Raw genomic sequence first — 15,435 nt, 5'->3', positions numbered from 1 at the left:
ATGGAGACAACCGCTTGAATACATCGGACATTTTTACGGCGCGGCTGCGCCTTGTGGCCATTACACCGGAGCTGCTGGATGCGGAAACTGCCAGTTATACCGCACTTGCTGCGCGTCTTGAAGCGCGTATTCCGCATGAGTGGCCTGACAGCAACTGGGAACCGCACGTCTTCGATTTCTTTCGCAAGCAGTTCGCGGAGCATCCTGAAACGATTGGATGGAATCGCTACGTGGTGCTTCCCCTGCCGGAACCGGTTTTGATTGGAACAGTGGGAGCGTTTTCGACAGGCGCAAACGAAGCCGAGACGGGATACGCCATCCTGAAACCGTGGCAGCGCAACGGCTATGCCACGGAAGCGACGCGGGCGGTGCTGCGACTGCTGTCCGCGCAGGGCGTGCACAGCGTGATTGCGCATACCTTTCCAGCGATGCAGGAATCGATTCGTGTAATGAAGAAGTGTGGCATGCGTTTCGATGGCGAAGGCGCGGAAGAAGGCACCATCCGCTATCGCATCACGCTTCCTTCATCGTGACGCCCAGCGCCTTCATCTTGCGATAAAGATGACTGCGCTCCAGGCCGAGCGCATCCGCAGCGCGGCTTATGTTGCCGTGACATTCTTCCAGTTTTTTCAGGATGTAGTCACGCTCATAAGCCTCGCGCGCCTGCAGCAGCGTTCCGAAATCGTCGCCCCGCTGCTTGACCGCACCATCGCGTGACAAGAGCACAGGCAGATGCTTCCGTTCAATGCGGATCGCCTTGGGATTCAGAATGAGCACACGCTCGACCATGTTGCGTAACTCACGCACGTTGCCGGGCCACGCATACTGCTTCAGCGCACTGATGGCATCGGGTGAAATCTCCACACGCGGACGCCCATACTGCCTGCCAAACTCGCTCAGGAACTCCTGCACCAGCGATGGAATGTCCTGCATTCGGTCGCGCAGCGGAGGAACAAAAAACGGGATCACGTTGAGACGATAGAAGAGGTCTTCGCGAAAATTTCCTTTGATGATTTCGTCTTCCAGGTCCTTGTTCGTTGCAGCGATCACACGCACATCGACATGGACCGGATTCGACGCGCCCACAGGATAGAAGCGCTGTTCATCCAGCGTGCGCAATACTTTGGCCTGTGTCTTCAGGCTCATGTCGCCCACTTCATCCAGAAACAACGTGCCGCCATCCGCACGTTCGAAGGTGCCGCGCTTCTCCGGCGGCCCGCCGGGAGCAACGCCATGACGGTAGCCGAAAAGTTCGCTTTCAATGAAGTCTTCTGGAATCGCTGCGCAGTTCAGTTCAATGAAAGGGCGGTCGGCACGCAGGCTCTCTGCATGCATGGTGCGTGCAATGCGTTCCTTGCCGCTGCCGGATTCGCCGTAGATGAGCACACGTCCGTTGGTGGGAGCCATCAGGCGAATCTGCTGCCGCAACGCCTTCATGGGAATGCTTTCACCCGTGAGGTAGGCCTTCTGCGCAAGCTGCTGCTGAAACTCGGAATTGTCCAAACGAAGGCGACGGGCTTCGGTTGCATTTTTCAACACAAGCAGCGTGCGATCCAGCGACAGCGGTTTTTCCAGGAAGTCATACGCAGCCAGCTTCGTGGCTCGCACCGCAGATTCAATGGTTCCATGACCGGAGATGATGACGACTTCCGGTGGGGCGGCGAGAGCCAGATCGCGGATGCGCGCCAGCACTTCCAGACCATCGCCGTCGGGCAGCCAGATATCCAGCAACACCACGTCGTACTCCACGTCGCGGATCAGTTCCAGCGATTCCGTGGCGGTGCCGCTGGAGGTGACGACGTAGCCTTCCTCGCGCAGGATGGTCTCCAGCGATTCGCGGATCTCTGCTTCGTCATCCACAACAAGGATGTGGGTCATGCGGGTATGTTCCTAGTCTGTGCTTTTGTGATTTCCGATGCAGAGGATTCGTCACCTGTTGCAACGCGGTGGAGTCCACTGTCTTCAGGTGGAGCCGCAATGGGAAGTTCCAATAGAAAACGCGCGCCCGTGGGCAGATTTTTTTCTGCGCGGATGGTGCCCTGATGGTCCGCCATAATCTTTGCCACGATGGTCAGGCCCAACCCTGTGCCGCGTTGCTTGGTGGAGAAATACGGCAGGAACAATCGCTCGCGCATGTCGTCCGTGACGCCCGGACCGGTATCAGCCACCACAATCTCCAGCATGCCCTGCGACTGTTCACTGCGACGCGTTTCAATGTGAATCTCTCGCAGCAGGCTTCCCGTCATGGCTTCGGCGGCGTTGTCGATGAGGTTGGAGAGAGCACGCTTGATGGCCTCGGGATCGGCCATTCCCAGTGGCAGTTGCGGTTCCAACGACTTCACCACCGTAATGCCGGTGAGTCGGCCTGCGAAGAGGCTCAGCGTGTTTTCAATGATGGTGTTCAGGTCTGCGGGGCGCGGTTGCGCGTTGGGGAACTCGGCAAGCGATGAGAACTGGTCGACAAGCCCGCGCATGCTCTCCACCGACGCGCTGATGACTTCGCTGGAATGGCGAATGGTACCGATGGAGGATGATTCCAGTTGATGCTGCTGCAACAGATCACCGAGACGTACGATGTGGCGGCGAATCTGTTCGGCGTTCAATGAAATCGGTGTGAGCGGATTCTTGATTTCGTGCGCAACACGACGCGCCACTTCTTTCCATGCGGACTGTTTCTGCGCGCGCAGAAGTTCGGTTGCATTTTCCAGCACCAGCACATAGCCCGTGGGCGTGCGTGTGCCACCGCTGGTGGTCTCGAGAATTGCAGCGGTTATGGCCAGATTCAATGTGCCGTTGTGCATGGGCATCTCTGTCTCTGCGAAAGCAGTACCCATGCGATGACTGCGGCGCAGCAGGCGATCCATCACTTCCAGGCTCTCCGCTGGTATCACTTCATCCAACAGCAAACCCACAAACGCACGTTGACCGCCGGGATCCAGCATCTCGCCGAAGGCGCGATTCACGACGTGAATACGGCGATCCACGTCCAACATAACGACGCCGTTGGGAATGGTCTGCAGCATGGTTTCCAGTTCGCGCCTGCGCAGTTCCACTTCTACGTTCGCTTCAAAGACCTGCAGCGTGGTCTTCTCCACCATGCGACGGCTGGATTCCAGATCGTCGGCCATAGTGTTGAAGGTCTGCACCAGGTCACCGAGTTCTTCTGTGGCAGACGCTTCCACACGCTGTTGATAGTTGCCCTGCGCGATGGCGCTCATGGCATCCGCCAGCGCTTCCACTGGCCTGGTCACCTGCTTGGAGAGATGCAACGCAAGCCAACTGGTGATGAATAGCGCGAGACCCGTGATCATCATCAGCAACATCATGTACGTGGCACGCACCTTCTGACGCATACGGAACAACTGCCAATACTGCTGACCCGCACGATTCAACGTGGCAATGTGCGTGGTCATGCCGCCGGGCAGTGGAACACCAGACACAACCAGTAACCCTGACGACGTATGCGCGGAACCAAGGATGTAATCGACGCCGCCTGCAGTGAGAATCGGCTCATCGTTGCGCCGGAGAGCAGCCAACAACATGGCATTGACGGTGCCGCCATCGCGTTTCTGCAATGCAGAACTCAGCCCCTCGTCCTCGCCGGGAAGCGTATCGGGTGGCTGCCACACACTGACGACTGCGGGATCGGGTGGCGTATGAAAACGTGACACGACAACATCACCGCTGTAGACCTGCGCAAATCCTCCGAGCAGCGAAACTTCATGACTCTGCATGGCGCGCTGCAGTGTCGCAGGTGTTACATTCGGTCCGGCTTCGGAGATAACACTGGCGATCTCTTCCGCCTCGGAACGCGCGTTTGCTTCGATGTAACGCGAAAGATCGCGTGAGACCGACAACGACTCCTGCCGGAGATGTTCCGAAGGAAGGGAAAACCATCGCTCAATGGCACGGTTCATCAGCAGATAGCTGAAGCCATACATGCAGCCCACCGGCAGCAGGCTGAGGAGCACCGCGCCCAGCAACATCCGTGTCCGCAGACGCGCGCCCAGCACGCGGCTGCGCTGCTCCGCATAAAGCTTCAGCACGTTTCGCATGAGCACAATCAGGATGGCAAGGAAGATCAGAAACGCAAGGAACGCAACCGCGATGAAAAAGAAGATGCCGCCCGGCGTATCCGGCGTGAGGAAACTCAGCCGGAAGGCATTCAACGCCGCCAGCCCGAGAAACAACAGGAGAAGGAATACACCCAGCACAATCATCAAAATCTTGCGCTGGCGTGTTGTGCCCATGTTCATGCCTCCTGTGACGGTGTTCGCGATTATAGGCGTTACAGAAGCGGAACGAAAAAGGCCTGTATCCTTTCGCTGTCACGCGGAGTGATACAGGCTTTTACGTTCTAAGCAACGTTTGGGGACTACAGCAGTTCGGCGACCGCTTTCCAGGATTTGCTCTGCGATTCTGCAACCGCCTGATACGTGAGCGTTCCCTTGTAGGTGTTCACGCCTTCCGCAAAGCCCTTGTCCGACTTAATGGCCGCTTCTGCGCCTTCATTCGCCAGCTTCAGCACGTAGGGGAACGTTGCGTTGGTCAGCGCCAGCGTCGAGGTATTCGGCACAGCCGCGGGCATGTTCGTGACGCAGTAGTGCACCACGCCATCCACTTCGTATACCGGGTCGGTATGTGTGGTGGGCCTCGCCGTCTCAATGCTGCCGCCCTGATCGATGGCCACGTCCACAATGACCGCGCCCTTCTTCATGTTCTTCACCATCGCGGCTGTGACCAGCTTCGGTGCAGCAGCACCGGGGATGAGCACACCGCCAACGAGAAGATCGGCTTCCGACGAAGCCTTGGCAATGTTGTAGCTGTTCGACGCCAGCGTGAAGACGCGACCGTTGAAGATGTCGTCCAGATCGCGCAGGCGATTCAGGCTGAGGTCCACGATCGTGACCTTCGCGCCCAGCCCCAGCGCCATCTTGGCCGCATTGATACCGACGATTCCGCCGCCGATGATAACCACATTGCCCGGAGGCACGCCCGGAACACCGCCCAGCAACAGGCCGCGGCCACCCTTCGTCTTTTGCAGATATTCCGCGCCCACCTGCACGCTGAGGCGTCCGGCCACTTCGCTCATGGGGGTCAGCAGCGGCAGCGAACCGGCGCGATCACGCACCGTTTCATACGCAATGCCTGTAACCTGCTTCTCCATCAACGCTTCCGTCAGAGCGGGCAGCGGCGCAAGATGCAGATAGGTGAACAACACAAGGCCGGGACGGAAGTACTGATACTCCTTCTCGATGGGTTCCTTCACCTTGACGACCATGTCTGCCAGCCGCCAGGTGTCATAGGCACTGCCGACAATCTCTGCTCCCGCATTCTGATACTCATCGTCAGGGAATGCGGACAACTCACCTGCGCCAGTCTGCACCAGCACCTTGTGTCCGGCCTCCACCAACGCGCGCACGCCTGCGGGGGTAATGCCTACACGGCTTTCGTGATCTTTGACTTCCTTGGGTACGCCAACAATCATGATTCTTCGTATGCTCCTTGCACTTCCATCATTTCACCCTTCATCCATAAGCCTGAAATGGCATGCAATAATCTCGCCATGCGCGACGATCAGGCCCCTGAACCGAACCCCCTCCTGCCCAGACGCGGGGGGTTAGCGCTGTTGCTCGGCGTACCGGCTCTCTGCGCCACCGTCGTTGGGTGCTTTACGACATTTAGTCGCCCCATGGGCGGCTACTGGGACGATGCTGTGGCACTGGCACAGCACGGCCGCATCCCACAGGATTTCACCCCTGCTGGTTATCCTGAGCTGGTAGCACTCGGCATTCGTGTGCTGCCGTCGCATCCGCAGGCGGGAGCCATCGCTGTACAGGTACTGTTGCATGTTGCCATTGCCGTTACCCTGTACCTGTGCCTGCAGGCATGGAGCGTTCCACCACGCCGAGCGCTGGTGGCGACGCTGCTGTTGCAGCTTCATCCAGAGTTGCTGCTATCGGTAAACAAGATCTGGGACGTGGCCTATTCCACGGAACTGCTTCTTCTCCTGTTGCTTTGCATGGTGATGCTTAGCCGCAAAGGGCCATCCATTGCCCTGCTGCTGGGTACGGGGATCTCTTTTGGGTTTGGGCTGTTTGAGAGGCCAAATTTCCTTTTGCTGGCCCTGCCGTTGGCCATCGCGCTGTGGGCTGGGATGCGTTCTCCACGCCGTCCGCAAATTTCCTGGCCTGTCGCACTGGCAACGCCCATCGTGTCAGGGATTGCAGCCTTCGTCCTGTGCTCACTGATCGCGTTTCACACGATTGATTTGCCGCACAATGGTCCCTACAACCTGTTTGCAGGGCACAATCAATTTTCCCGCGCGGCACTTCTGGCCCGGCTCAATGGAGAGCCCTCAATTCTGCCTGCTGCCCAGGCAGATGGCCATTCCTTATCAGAAGAACAGGCTCATGCCGACGAGACAGGACCGCTGTTCACCACGCTGGCAAAAGATTTCATCCGTTCCCATCCGAAAGAAGAGGCCATACTGCCCGCAGTCAAGCTCTGGACGCTGCTACGGCCGGACACAAAAGTTCATAAGCTGCAGTCCGGCCAGGGGATGTTTAAGTTGCTACTGGCGCTTGCACTTCCTGTTTGGCTGGTGCTGCTGCTCCTGCGGCGCAAATCTCTGGACGTGACACACGGAATTTTCATCCTTACGGCTGTGGTCTATGTCATTCCATTCCTGCTCACCAACGCGGATCCGCGCTTCCGTACGCCGCTGGATTTTCTGGCGTTGGTGCAGATCATCGCTATCTGGTAGGCAGACTCTTTCCACCGCGCTGGCGGCGTACAATGGGGAAAAGCCTCGCACCGCAGGACAAACGCTTACATGCCTCAAAACGGATACCAGGGACGCACCTCCCGTCAGCGCTCCATGCGCTCGCTTTTTTCGCTGTTTTCGAACGATCTTGCAATCGACCTGGGGACTGCAAATACGCTGGTCTACGCCAGCGGTAAAGGCATCGTCGTCAATGAGCCTTCCATCATCGCTGTGAACAAAATCACGAATGAAGTGGAAGCCGTGGGCAGGGAAGCCAAGGAGATGGTGGGCCGCACACCCGGCAACATCATCGCCATCCGGCCGATGAAGGACGGCGTGATTGCCGATTTCCGCCACACGGAAAAGATGTTGAACTACTTCATTCAGAAGGCGCATAACCGCAAGATGCTGGTGCACCCGCGCATCATCATCGGCGTGCCTTCCGAAATCACGCAGGTGGAAAAGCGCGCCGTGGAAGACAGCGCGTATCGCGCCAAAGCCTCTGAGGTGTACCTCGTGGAGCAGGCTATGGTGGCCGCTATCGGCGCAGGCCTGCCCATCACGGAGCCTGGCGGCAACATGGTTGTCGATATCGGTGGAGGAACGACGGATATCGCGGTGATTTCACTCGCTGGCATCGTCTATTCGCGCTCAGTTCGCATGGCCGGCAACCAGATGGACGAAGCCGTGATGAACTTCCTGAAGCGCAAGTACAACCTGCTGATTGGCGAGCGTACCGCCGAAATGATCAAGATGGAGATTGGCTCGGCGTTCCCGCTGGACAAGCCGCTGACCATGGAGATCAAAGGCCGCAACCTGATTGAAGGCGTGCCGAAGACAATTACCGTGGACGATTCCGAGATCCGCGAAGCGCTCAGCGAATCCATTGCGACCATCATGAATGCCATCCGCGTGGCGCTGGAACGGACCCCGCCCGAGCTGTCGGCCGATATCTCTGACCGTGGCATTGTGCTGACCGGCGGTGGCGCGCTGATCAAGAACCTGGACCGCCGCATCCGCGAAGAAACGGGGCTGCCCGTATCCATCGCGGACGATCCGCTGGCATCCGTGGTGCTGGGCACCGGCCGCATGTTGAACGACTTCGGCCTGCTGCGCAAAGTGGCAATCGATTAAGAACCGGGGCCTTTAGCTTTTAGCTCTTAGCTAACGGCTAAAGGCTAGAAGCTGACTTCATGGAATCCTTCTTCAGCCGCTTCAAAAGTGCTCTGGTGCTGGTGGCTGTGCTTCTGGCGCAGGTGATCGGTCTTGCGTCGCAGATGAAGCGCCTGGGCTACGCCGCGCGGGAAGATGGACGCAACGTGCGTGGCCTGCGTGCGTGGCCTGCCTACACTATCGCGCCGGTGGAATCGCTGCTGAAACACATGGGCGGCGGCGTACGCGGCGTCTGGCACAGCTATATTGACCTGCGCCACGTCCGGCAGCACGATAAGGATCTCCAATATCAGATTGACCAGCTTCGCCTGCGCGAAGCCTCGCTGGCAGAAGACGCACGGCAGGGTCAGCGCTTGCAGCGGCTGCTGGCATTCAAGCAGCAGTATGTGGGCAAGACCGTGGCCGCACAGGTAATCGGTACGGGCGGCGGCGATCAAGGCCGCATTGTCACCATCGACAAAGGTTCCAACGACGGCATCCGTCCCGATATGGCTGTCATCACACCGGATGGCGCTGTGGGCAAGGTCCGCGATGTGTTTGCCTTGTCCTCACAGGTGCTGCTGCTGAACGACATCAGTTCCGGCGCGGGAGTCATCCTGCTGAATACGCGTAGCCGCGGCATCCTGCGCGGTGGGCCGGGCGGCATACTCCTCATCAATAATCTGCTGCCCGATGAACGCATCAAGCAGGGCGAACCGCTCATCACCAGCGGCGGCGACCGCGTGTATCCCCGCGGCCTTCCTGTGGGCAACGTGATCTACATGAAGCCCGACCCGGATCATCAACCCTATGCCACCATCGCGATCAAGCCTGCGGCGAATCTCGATCGGCTGGAAGAAGTGCTGGTGGTGACACATATCTCGCAACAGTTGAATACGGCGGACGACGACCAGGAAGATGGCAAGAAGGCTGCGGAAGTTGTCGCGGATCGGTTGCCCGGCTTGAAGAAAGCCGATGAGAAAGATGGCGCTGAGAATGCGGCGACCAGCCCTGCTCCCACCCTGCCAAGACCGCAACCCGCCATCCACACCGATCGTTATTCGCCAGGAGCCATTCCACCCGCGTCCAGCCTTACGCCGGGAGCGCCGAATACGCAGCTTGTAACGCCTCCACAGCACGGCACCAATACGTCTACTTCCAACGCGCCGGAGGAACCATAAGATGCCCCGTCGCCCTTTTACGAATCGCCGGGAGTTGGAGGAGCACAGCTTTCATCCAGCCGTGCTGCTGGCTGTGCCGCTGTGCGCGCTGTTCCTGCATGCTTATTTACCGCGTATCTGGGAGCCACTGTCGATCCTGGACCTGCCGCTGATCCTTGTACTGTACTTCTCCATTGCGTGGAGAAATCCCATTGCAGGCACACTCTTCGGTACTGTCGTGGGTTTGCTTCAGGATCTGCCGGGGAACCAGTTCATCGGCGTCAATGGTATTGCCAAATCTGTTCTGGGGTATGCGGCAGCATCCATCGGATTGAAGATTGACGTGGAGAACATGGCGACCCGCGTTCTCATGAACTTCGTCTTCTGCCTGCTGCAATCGGTGCTGCTGTACCTGATTCAAAGCATTCTGCTGGGCCAGGCTGAAGCGCATCCGCGCTGGGTGCATGAGCTGCTGCGCGCCGCGATCAATTCTGCTGTCGCAATCCCGATCTTCCTGCTGCTGGATCGCACGCGCATGGACAGCATTCTGTAGAACAGCTTATGGCGTTCGGTTATCACTGCCGCTGGTCAGCGCGGTAATCACACTGAGCGTTGCGGCGGGTCTCAGCGGTGCCAGTGCGCCCTGTTCCTTCGTGTGCAGGAAACGTTCCGCAGGTTTGAGCTCCGGCAGATTGAAGATGGAAAGCTGCGATCCCTGAAACACGGCGAGCCGCATCCCATCCGGCGACAGCGCAAAGTTACCCGCAGGACGCTGCACAGGAGTTGCGTTGACGCGAAGCAGTTCGTCGCCCTCGCGATTGCCATAGACCCGGATCTCTTCCGCGCGCAGCTCGGCTGCATCCACCAATCCGGTGCCCTGCGTGCTGACCGATGTAAGCGTGTTGCGCACGGCGAACCGGCCGGTTGCGGGCGAGTTATCCACCGCCAGCCACAACGGCTCGTCATCTGTCGTGAACACCCACTTTGCCTCGGCCAGCAAGTTGAATCCGCCCATCAGCTTGCGTTCTTCGCCACCACGGCAGCCAAAGGCGAAAAACTCGGCGTCGGAGATGAACATGCTGGTGGGACGACAGGTGGAGGTGAAGCCTCCCAGTTCCATCTTTGCGCCGTTATAGCCGTGAAAATCAAAGCCCCAGTGGGTGCGGTCCTCACGCACTGTCTCCAGGACGCCCATGGAGGTGAAGGACAGCGTGAATGCACTTTTGGTCGACGCGCGGCCGCGGTTCGTCAGGCGAACGGACCCATCCGGCTGCAAAGCCACACCATAGAAGAAGACCGAAACGGGGCGCTCCTTCTGATCCGTGGGGTCGTCGCCGATCTTGCGTGCTGGGGTCGTCTCCAGCATCATCAGGTCGTGCTGTGGGCTGAACTGCAACGCCTCCAGCTCATCTTCGTTCTCAATTAAAAGACGTTGGCCCAGATGCAACGGATCGTAGCTGCCCAGGGGGTCCAGAGAATACAGATTGTTCCGGACACGCAGAAGAAAGCGCCCGTTTCCAAGCGCCCACAGATACGGCGCACGGTCATGTAAACGCCACTCCGCCTCGCGCTGCACTTTGCCATCGGGCAGGCTGATGACCAGAGCGCGCACAAAATGGTCATCGTCGGTTTCGCGCTGATCCGGCATCCGCTTCACCAGCTTCTTTGCCGTGTAGGTCAACAAAAGATGGTCAGCGTCGATGAAATGCACCGTGGCGCTGGTGTATCCGGCGCGCAGCCCCAGGCCAGAGGTCAGGGGGCGATAGCCCAGCGGCTCCAGAGGCAGTTGAATCGCGGGAACCGCAGGTTTCGCCGCGGGATCATCATTCACTGCCGCAGCGAAGGCATGACTCGGCAACAACAGCGCGAGCACAAACAAGCGGTGGCGAAGCGAGGCAGGCATTGCGGCAAGTGGTCCGGGTTGCGAGTCCTATGGTAACGCGAGCCTTCAACAACCTGCTCATCCTGCACCACGCCATCCTGTGCGACAGTGGAAAGATGCCCTCTTCTACCACTTCCCGTCCGCTTGGATTTCTGGCTTGCGCCTCGGCGGGGGCGCTCTGGGGCACAGGATTCTTCTTTGGCAAGATCGCCCTGCGCGAGGTCAGCGTGGGACACATGGTGCTGTATCGCTTTCTGTTTGCGGCACTTCCCATGCTGCCGCTGATGAAGGGCCGCGGTGAACGATGGACCGCAGCTGAATGGCGTCTGCTGATCATCGCCGCGTTTTTCGGCGTTCCGCTGCAGTTCCTGGTGCAGTTTAAGGGGCTCTCGCTCACTTCTCTTTCGCACGCTGCGCTCATGATTGGCACGTTGCCAGTCATCCTGGCAGCAGCCGCAGCGATTTTTCTGAAGGAACGGCTGGATGCCGTGGGGTGGACTGCGTTGATTGCGTCCACCACGGGCGCATGCCTGATTGCGCTGGGCGGCCACGACGCCAGCGGAACCTCTTCCCTGCTCGGCGATTCGCTGATCGTTCTCTCCGTAGTCATTGCGCTGGTGTGGCTGCTGGGCAACAAGAAACTTCTGCTGCGCCACAGCGCGCTGGAGGTGAGTGCGCGCAGCCTGCTGCTGGGGACGATCATGCTGCTCGTGTGGGTGCCCCTGCAATACGGCATGCCGCCGGTGCATGGCATCTCCATGAAGGCATGGCTGGCGCTGGCAGCCAGCGGTGTTCTCTGCACCGCTGCAACCAACCTGCTGTGGAATTGGGGTATGACGCAGGTTCCGGCATCGCAGGGCGGCATCTTCATCAACCTGGAGCCCGTCATCGGATCGGTGCTGGGCGTATGCCTGCTGCATGAGCAGCTGGGCCTGATTGCATGGCTGGGTGGATCGCTTATCGTTGGCGCCGCCGTGGTGCTTTCGACACGCGGAGAGGTTGGCAGCGATTCCATCCAGATGGAGTCTGTATGAGCGATACGCCGAAGATGATCGCTATCGACATGGATGGCACGCTGGTGCACCCCGGCGGCACGGTTTCGCGCGGCAACCAGGATGCGCTGGATCGCGCACGCCGCGCCGGTACGCGCATCGTCATTGCCACGGGACGACGCCACAGCTATGCCATGAAGGTGCTGCAGACCGGTAACTTCCAGCCGGACGACATTGTGCTGAGCTCCAACGGCGCGGTGGCCCGCACGATGGACGGCCACTTGCTTTTCCGCAAAGAGATGCCTGCGGAAACGGCGACCTGGCTTTGCGAAACGGTCAGCGACTATCGCAACTGCCTTGTCTTCACCTTTGACACCATGGACGCGCACGGCAACGAGGCCAGTGGAGCGCTGGTGCTGGAAGAAGTGGACGACCTGCACGCCAGCATTGAGAAATGGATGGTGGCAAACGCCGCGGACATTCGCCGTTTTGCTCCCATTGAATCCGCCTTTCATGCGCCTGAATTCCCTGCTATCCAGGCGATGCTATGCGGCGGCATGGAACGCATGGAAACGGCCTTCCGCCATCTGGATGCAGCACACAAAGGACGCCTGTCGTTGACGCGGACGGTCTATCCGTTACGCGATCTCTGCATTCTGGACATTCTTCCGCAAGGCTGCTCAAAAGGTGCGGGACTGGCCCATCTGTTGCATGAAGAAGGGCTTGCGGCGCATGACCTGATGGCCATTGGCGACAACTGGAATGACCTGACCATGCTGGAACATGCGCGATGGCCCATGCTGATGGGCAATGCCCCGGACGACCTTCGCCTGCTGGCCGAGGAGCGCAACTGGACGGTCACGCGGCATCATCATGAAGACGGCGTTGCCGAGGCGATTGATCTTTACTTCTAAGTGGATATGCCTTCGTCCATGTAAATCCCTAAACCAGCGAAGCTCCTACGACCGCAGGTCGTCATCCTGAGCGAAGTCGAAGGACCTGCTTGCTTCGATGCCCTCTGCAATGCTCCGGGTAATCAAAGCATTCTCTACCAGCGGAACAGGGCTTCCAACCAGCATTGCAGTAGCGCGAAACGAAAGCAGGTCCTTCGACTCCACTTCATTGCGCTCAGGATGACGACCTGCGGTCATACGAGCTTTGCTGAGATACAAGGATGACGCTTCGACAGGAATCAAAGAAGCATCGCAAACCCCGGATGCTACTCTGATGGGGATGGTTTTCCTCTCCGTCCGAAGGATTGCAGCGCTTCTTTTGCTACCGGGTATGTGCGGTGCTGCGGCACGCGCTGCGGAGGTGGTAACGCTTCGCAATGGGTTCAGCATCGCCTGTGAACGCCATGAGGCTCTTTCGACGGACATCACCCGGCTGTACCTTCATGCGGACAATTTCATGGACGTCGCTGCCTCTTCGATCACGTCGGTCGAACCGGCGCCGGATCCCCCCGCGCCCACAAAGACTGAGTCTCACGAACCCATCGGAACAGCCACCATCCTTGCCGATTCCGGCGCCCGCCATAATGTAAACGTAGCGTTGCTGGCGTCTGTCGTGCAGGCGGAAAGCGGTGGGAATACAAAGGCCGTATCGCGCACGGGAGCACGCGGCCTGATGCAGTTGATGCCAGGCACCGCAACACAGTTGAACGTGAAAGACAGCTTTGACGCTGCATCGAATGTGAATGGCGGCAGCGCCTATCTGGATCAACTACTGACCCGATACCACGACAATCTTGCGCTGGCACTGGCTGCTTACAATGCGGGTCCGGGCGCAGTCGATCGTTATCATGGCATCCCGCCTTATCGTGAAACACGGGCCTATGTGGCACGTGTGATCCGCGAATTTAATCGTCGTGTTGCGGAGCAGGCACGCGCAGTTTCCGCCACGGTGGTTCGCTAAAGCATGAACAAACGCCGCATCGCTCTCTGGACGGTCATCCTTCTCATTGCAGCATTTCTGTTCTGGAAGATTCACCAGTCGCACTTTGACTGGCATGCGTTCTGGCTGGCCAGCCGCCAGGTGAATCTGCCGCTGTTCCTGCTGGCAACGCTGATGGTTTACAGCAATTCCGTTGCGCGCGCCGTTCGGTGGACACTCTTCCTGAAGCCGTCGCTGCCACCGGAAGAACGGAAGCCGTGGTGGACGCTCCTTGGTGCACAGTTCATCGGATTTGCAGGCCTCGCCATCTTCGGGCGCGTGGGTGAACTGATTCGCCCCTATCTCGTCAGCCGACGAATTGGCCTGTCGTTTTCTTCGCAGATTGCCGTCGTAGCCGTGGAGCGCATCTTTGATCTTGCCGCCTTCGGCATTCTCTTTGCCGGAAATCTCATCCTCAGCCCGCAACTGAACGCTTTGCCCTACCACGAGCTGTTTCACAAGCTGGGATGGGTCATTGCCGCCATGATTGCCGTGCTGGCCGCCTTTGTCGTCGCCGTTCGTATGGCCGGCGAATTCATGGCGCGGCTGATCCGTCACATCGTTGGCATCCTCTCCAAACCGGCCGGACAAAGCGCGGAAGCCAAGGTGCTGGAGTTTCGCAACGGTCTGAACGTAGTTGGCAGCACGAGTGACTTCATCGGCATGATCGTGTGCAGCTTTGCATTGTGGGGAACCATTGCGATTACCTACGTGCTTACCATGAAGGCATTTCCTGCTCCGGTGCACAACCTGACCATTGCCCACTGCCTGCTGCTGATGGGTTTCAGTGCGGTGGGCGGCATTGTGACGCTGCCGGGTGTCGGCGGCGGGGCGCAGGCACTCACCTTCGGTGCGCTGACTCGCCTGTTTGGTGTTCCGGCGGAGCTGGCTGCAAGCGTCGCCATCATCACTTACTTTGTGACCTCGATCAACGTGATTCTGCCCGGACTGATCTATGCCCGCGTGGAAAGCGTGAACCTTCGCACCGTGGCCCGTGAAAGCGCACAGAAATCATGACGACAATGCTTGATAGAATGGGCTTCGCATGAAGTGTCCGTTTTGCGGCTGGGCTCAGGATAAAGTCGTTGATTCACGCGAGAGCAAGGAGGCGGATAGCATCCGTCGCCGCCGCGAGTGTGAGAAGTGCAACAAGCGCTTCACCACCTATGAACGCATCGACGAAATTCCGTACATGGTGGTCAAGAAAGACGGCCGCCGCGAGAAATTCGACCGGCAGAAGGTACTGAACGGCCTGCTGCACGCCTGCCAGAAACGCCCCGTCCCCACAGGCAGGCTGGGCAAAATCGTGGATGAAACGGAAGCCTACGTGGTGGATTCGCCGGAGCGCGAACGCACCACCGTGGAGGTTGGCGAACTGATCATGTCGCGACTGAAAGAGATTGACACGGTCGCCTATATCCGCTTCGCCAGCGTCTACCGCGACTTCAAGGATGTGCGCGAATTCAAGGCCGAACTGGAAGAACTACTGGGATCGAGGCTCCGCAAGACCTCCCCGGGAATATAAACTTTCCCGTTTCACAAACCACATAC

15 protein-coding genes are annotated in these 15,435 nt (G+C 58.8%); 10 read left to right on the top strand and 5 right to left on the bottom strand.

Annotated elements, in window-relative coordinates; all coding sequences use genetic code 11:
• The first annotated feature begins 14 nt into the window (after nt 1–14).
• Nucleotides 15–533, top strand: a complete 519-nt coding sequence (locus tag AB6729_RS17505) for a GNAT family N-acetyltransferase (protein ID WP_371082947.1) — start codon at nt 15–17, stop codon at nt 531–533.
• Here the strand turns inward: AB6729_RS17505 and AB6729_RS17500 are convergent.
• The 3 genes from AB6729_RS17500 to ald form a co-directional block, all read right to left on the bottom strand.
• Nucleotides 514–1,878: a sigma-54-dependent transcriptional regulator gene (locus AB6729_RS17500; RefSeq protein WP_371082946.1), complete on the bottom strand. Its 1,365-nt coding sequence runs from the start codon at nt 1,876–1,878 to the stop codon at nt 514–516. The two genes, AB6729_RS17505 and AB6729_RS17500, sit on opposite strands and share 20 nt — an antisense overlap.
• Nucleotides 1,875–4,250 (bottom strand): PAS domain-containing sensor histidine kinase, encoded by a 2,376-nt coding sequence (locus AB6729_RS17495; RefSeq protein WP_371082945.1) that lies wholly within the window; start codon nt 4,248–4,250, stop codon nt 1,875–1,877. Before AB6729_RS17495 ends, AB6729_RS17500 begins: the two co-directional genes overlap by 4 nt.
• A gap of 125 nt (nt 4,251–4,375) precedes the next feature.
• A complete protein-coding gene (gene ald, locus AB6729_RS17490; RefSeq protein WP_371082944.1) occupies nt 4,376–5,488 on the bottom strand; it encodes an alanine dehydrogenase in 1,113 nt (370 codons plus the stop codon).
• A 57-nt stretch (nt 5,489–5,545) separates the two neighbouring features.
• Here ald and AB6729_RS17485 point away from each other — a divergent pair, with 57 nt between their 5' ends.
• From AB6729_RS17485 to mreD, 4 genes are all read left to right on the top strand, one after another.
• Nucleotides 5,546–6,766, top strand: coding sequence for a hypothetical protein (locus AB6729_RS17485; protein ID WP_371082943.1), 1,221 nt, complete (start codon nt 5,546–5,548; stop codon nt 6,764–6,766).
• A gap of 69 nt (nt 6,767–6,835) precedes the next feature.
• Entirely contained in the window at nt 6,836–7,900 is a 1,065-nt protein-coding gene (locus AB6729_RS17480) for a rod shape-determining protein (protein ID WP_371082942.1), read from the top strand.
• 59 nt (nt 7,901–7,959) lie between these two features.
• Nucleotides 7,960–9,099, top strand: coding sequence for a rod shape-determining protein MreC (mreC, locus tag AB6729_RS17475; protein WP_371082941.1), 1,140 nt, complete (start codon nt 7,960–7,962; stop codon nt 9,097–9,099).
• A 1-nt stretch (nt 9,100) separates the two neighbouring features.
• Entirely contained in the window at nt 9,101–9,631 is a 531-nt protein-coding gene (mreD, locus tag AB6729_RS17470) for a rod shape-determining protein MreD (protein ID WP_371082940.1), read from the top strand.
• A gap of 6 nt (nt 9,632–9,637) precedes the next feature.
• On the opposite strand, the gene AB6729_RS17465 is transcribed toward mreD, so the two are convergent.
• Nucleotides 9,638–10,981, bottom strand: a complete 1,344-nt coding sequence (locus tag AB6729_RS17465; RefSeq protein ID WP_371082939.1) for a hypothetical protein — start codon at nt 10,979–10,981, stop codon at nt 9,638–9,640.
• A 95-nt stretch (nt 10,982–11,076) separates the two neighbouring features.
• Here AB6729_RS17465 and AB6729_RS17460 point away from each other — a divergent pair, with 95 nt between their 5' ends.
• Together AB6729_RS17460 and AB6729_RS17455 are read left to right on the top strand one after the other, a co-directional pair.
• Complete coding sequence (locus tag AB6729_RS17460) at nt 11,077–11,994, top strand: DMT family transporter (RefSeq protein ID WP_371082991.1); 918 nt, start codon at nt 11,077–11,079, stop codon at nt 11,992–11,994.
• On the top strand, nt 11,991–12,866 hold the full coding sequence (locus tag AB6729_RS17455; protein ID WP_371082938.1) for an HAD-IIB family hydrolase: 876 nt from the start codon (nt 11,991–11,993) through the stop codon (nt 12,864–12,866). The genes AB6729_RS17460 and AB6729_RS17455 overlap by 4 nt, the downstream gene beginning before the upstream one ends.
• A 45-nt stretch (nt 12,867–12,911) precedes the next feature.
• Here AB6729_RS17455 and AB6729_RS17450 read toward each other — a convergent pair whose 3' ends face one another.
• Nucleotides 12,912–13,103, bottom strand: coding sequence for a hypothetical protein (locus tag AB6729_RS17450; protein WP_371082937.1), 192 nt, complete (start codon nt 13,101–13,103; stop codon nt 12,912–12,914).
• A 76-nt stretch (nt 13,104–13,179) separates the two neighbouring features.
• Between AB6729_RS17450 and AB6729_RS17445 the strand changes: the two genes are divergently transcribed.
• The 3 genes from AB6729_RS17445 to nrdR are packed head-to-tail and all read left to right on the top strand — an operon-like array spanning nt 13,180 to nt 15,409.
• Nucleotides 13,180–13,866 carry a lytic transglycosylase domain-containing protein gene (locus AB6729_RS17445; RefSeq protein ID WP_371082936.1) on the top strand — a complete coding sequence of 229 codons (687 nt, stop codon included), beginning with the start codon at nt 13,180–13,182 and terminating at the stop codon, nt 13,864–13,866.
• Nucleotides 13,867–13,869: 3 nt separating this feature from the next.
• On the top strand, nt 13,870–14,901 hold the full coding sequence (locus AB6729_RS17440; protein ID WP_371082935.1) for a lysylphosphatidylglycerol synthase transmembrane domain-containing protein: 1,032 nt from the start codon (nt 13,870–13,872) through the stop codon (nt 14,899–14,901).
• Between the two features lie 28 nt (nt 14,902–14,929).
• Nucleotides 14,930–15,409 (top strand): transcriptional regulator NrdR, encoded by a 480-nt coding sequence (gene nrdR, locus AB6729_RS17435; RefSeq protein WP_371082934.1) that lies wholly within the window; start codon nt 14,930–14,932, stop codon nt 15,407–15,409.
• Nucleotides 15,410–15,435 lie beyond the last annotated feature (26 nt).

The organism is Terriglobus sp. RCC_193 (assembly GCF_041355105.1).
Classification (GTDB): domain Bacteria; phylum Acidobacteriota; class Terriglobia; order Terriglobales; family Acidobacteriaceae; genus Terriglobus.
This window is presented reverse-complemented; position numbering and strand designations above follow the sequence as displayed.

Excerpts from the sequence above, each read along its gene's own strand:
- AB6729_RS17485 (WP_371082943.1), top strand. The coding sequence starts at position 5,546 with ATGGCATGCAATAATCTCGCCATGCGCGACGATCAGGCCCCTGAACCG.
- AB6729_RS17455 (WP_371082938.1), top strand. The coding sequence starts at position 11,991 with ATGAGCGATACGCCGAAGATGATCGCTATCGACATGGATGGCACGCTG.
- AB6729_RS17495 (WP_371082945.1), bottom strand. The coding sequence starts at position 4,250 with ATGGGCACAACACGCCAGCGCAAGATTTTGATGATTGTGCTGGGTGTA.
- AB6729_RS17445 (WP_371082936.1), top strand. The coding sequence starts at position 13,180 with ATGGGGATGGTTTTCCTCTCCGTCCGAAGGATTGCAGCGCTTCTTTTG.
- AB6729_RS17500 (WP_371082946.1), bottom strand. The coding sequence starts at position 1,878 with ATGACCCACATCCTTGTTGTGGATGACGAAGCAGAGATCCGCGAATCG.
- AB6729_RS17450 (WP_371082937.1), bottom strand. The coding sequence starts at position 13,103 with ATGACCGCAGGTCGTCATCCTGAGCGCAATGAAGTGGAGTCGAAGGAC.
- nrdR (WP_371082934.1), top strand. The coding sequence starts at position 14,930 with ATGAAGTGTCCGTTTTGCGGCTGGGCTCAGGATAAAGTCGTTGATTCA.
- mreD (WP_371082940.1), top strand. The coding sequence starts at position 9,101 with ATGCCCCGTCGCCCTTTTACGAATCGCCGGGAGTTGGAGGAGCACAGC.
- mreC (WP_371082941.1), top strand. The coding sequence starts at position 7,960 with ATGGAATCCTTCTTCAGCCGCTTCAAAAGTGCTCTGGTGCTGGTGGCT.
- ald (WP_371082944.1), bottom strand. The coding sequence starts at position 5,488 with ATGATTGTTGGCGTACCCAAGGAAGTCAAAGATCACGAAAGCCGTGTA.
- AB6729_RS17465 (WP_371082939.1), bottom strand. The coding sequence starts at position 10,981 with ATGCCTGCCTCGCTTCGCCACCGCTTGTTTGTGCTCGCGCTGTTGTTG.
- AB6729_RS17480 (WP_371082942.1), top strand. The coding sequence starts at position 6,836 with ATGCCTCAAAACGGATACCAGGGACGCACCTCCCGTCAGCGCTCCATG.
- AB6729_RS17460 (WP_371082991.1), top strand. The coding sequence starts at position 11,077 with ATGCCCTCTTCTACCACTTCCCGTCCGCTTGGATTTCTGGCTTGCGCC.
- AB6729_RS17440 (WP_371082935.1), top strand. The coding sequence starts at position 13,870 with ATGAACAAACGCCGCATCGCTCTCTGGACGGTCATCCTTCTCATTGCA.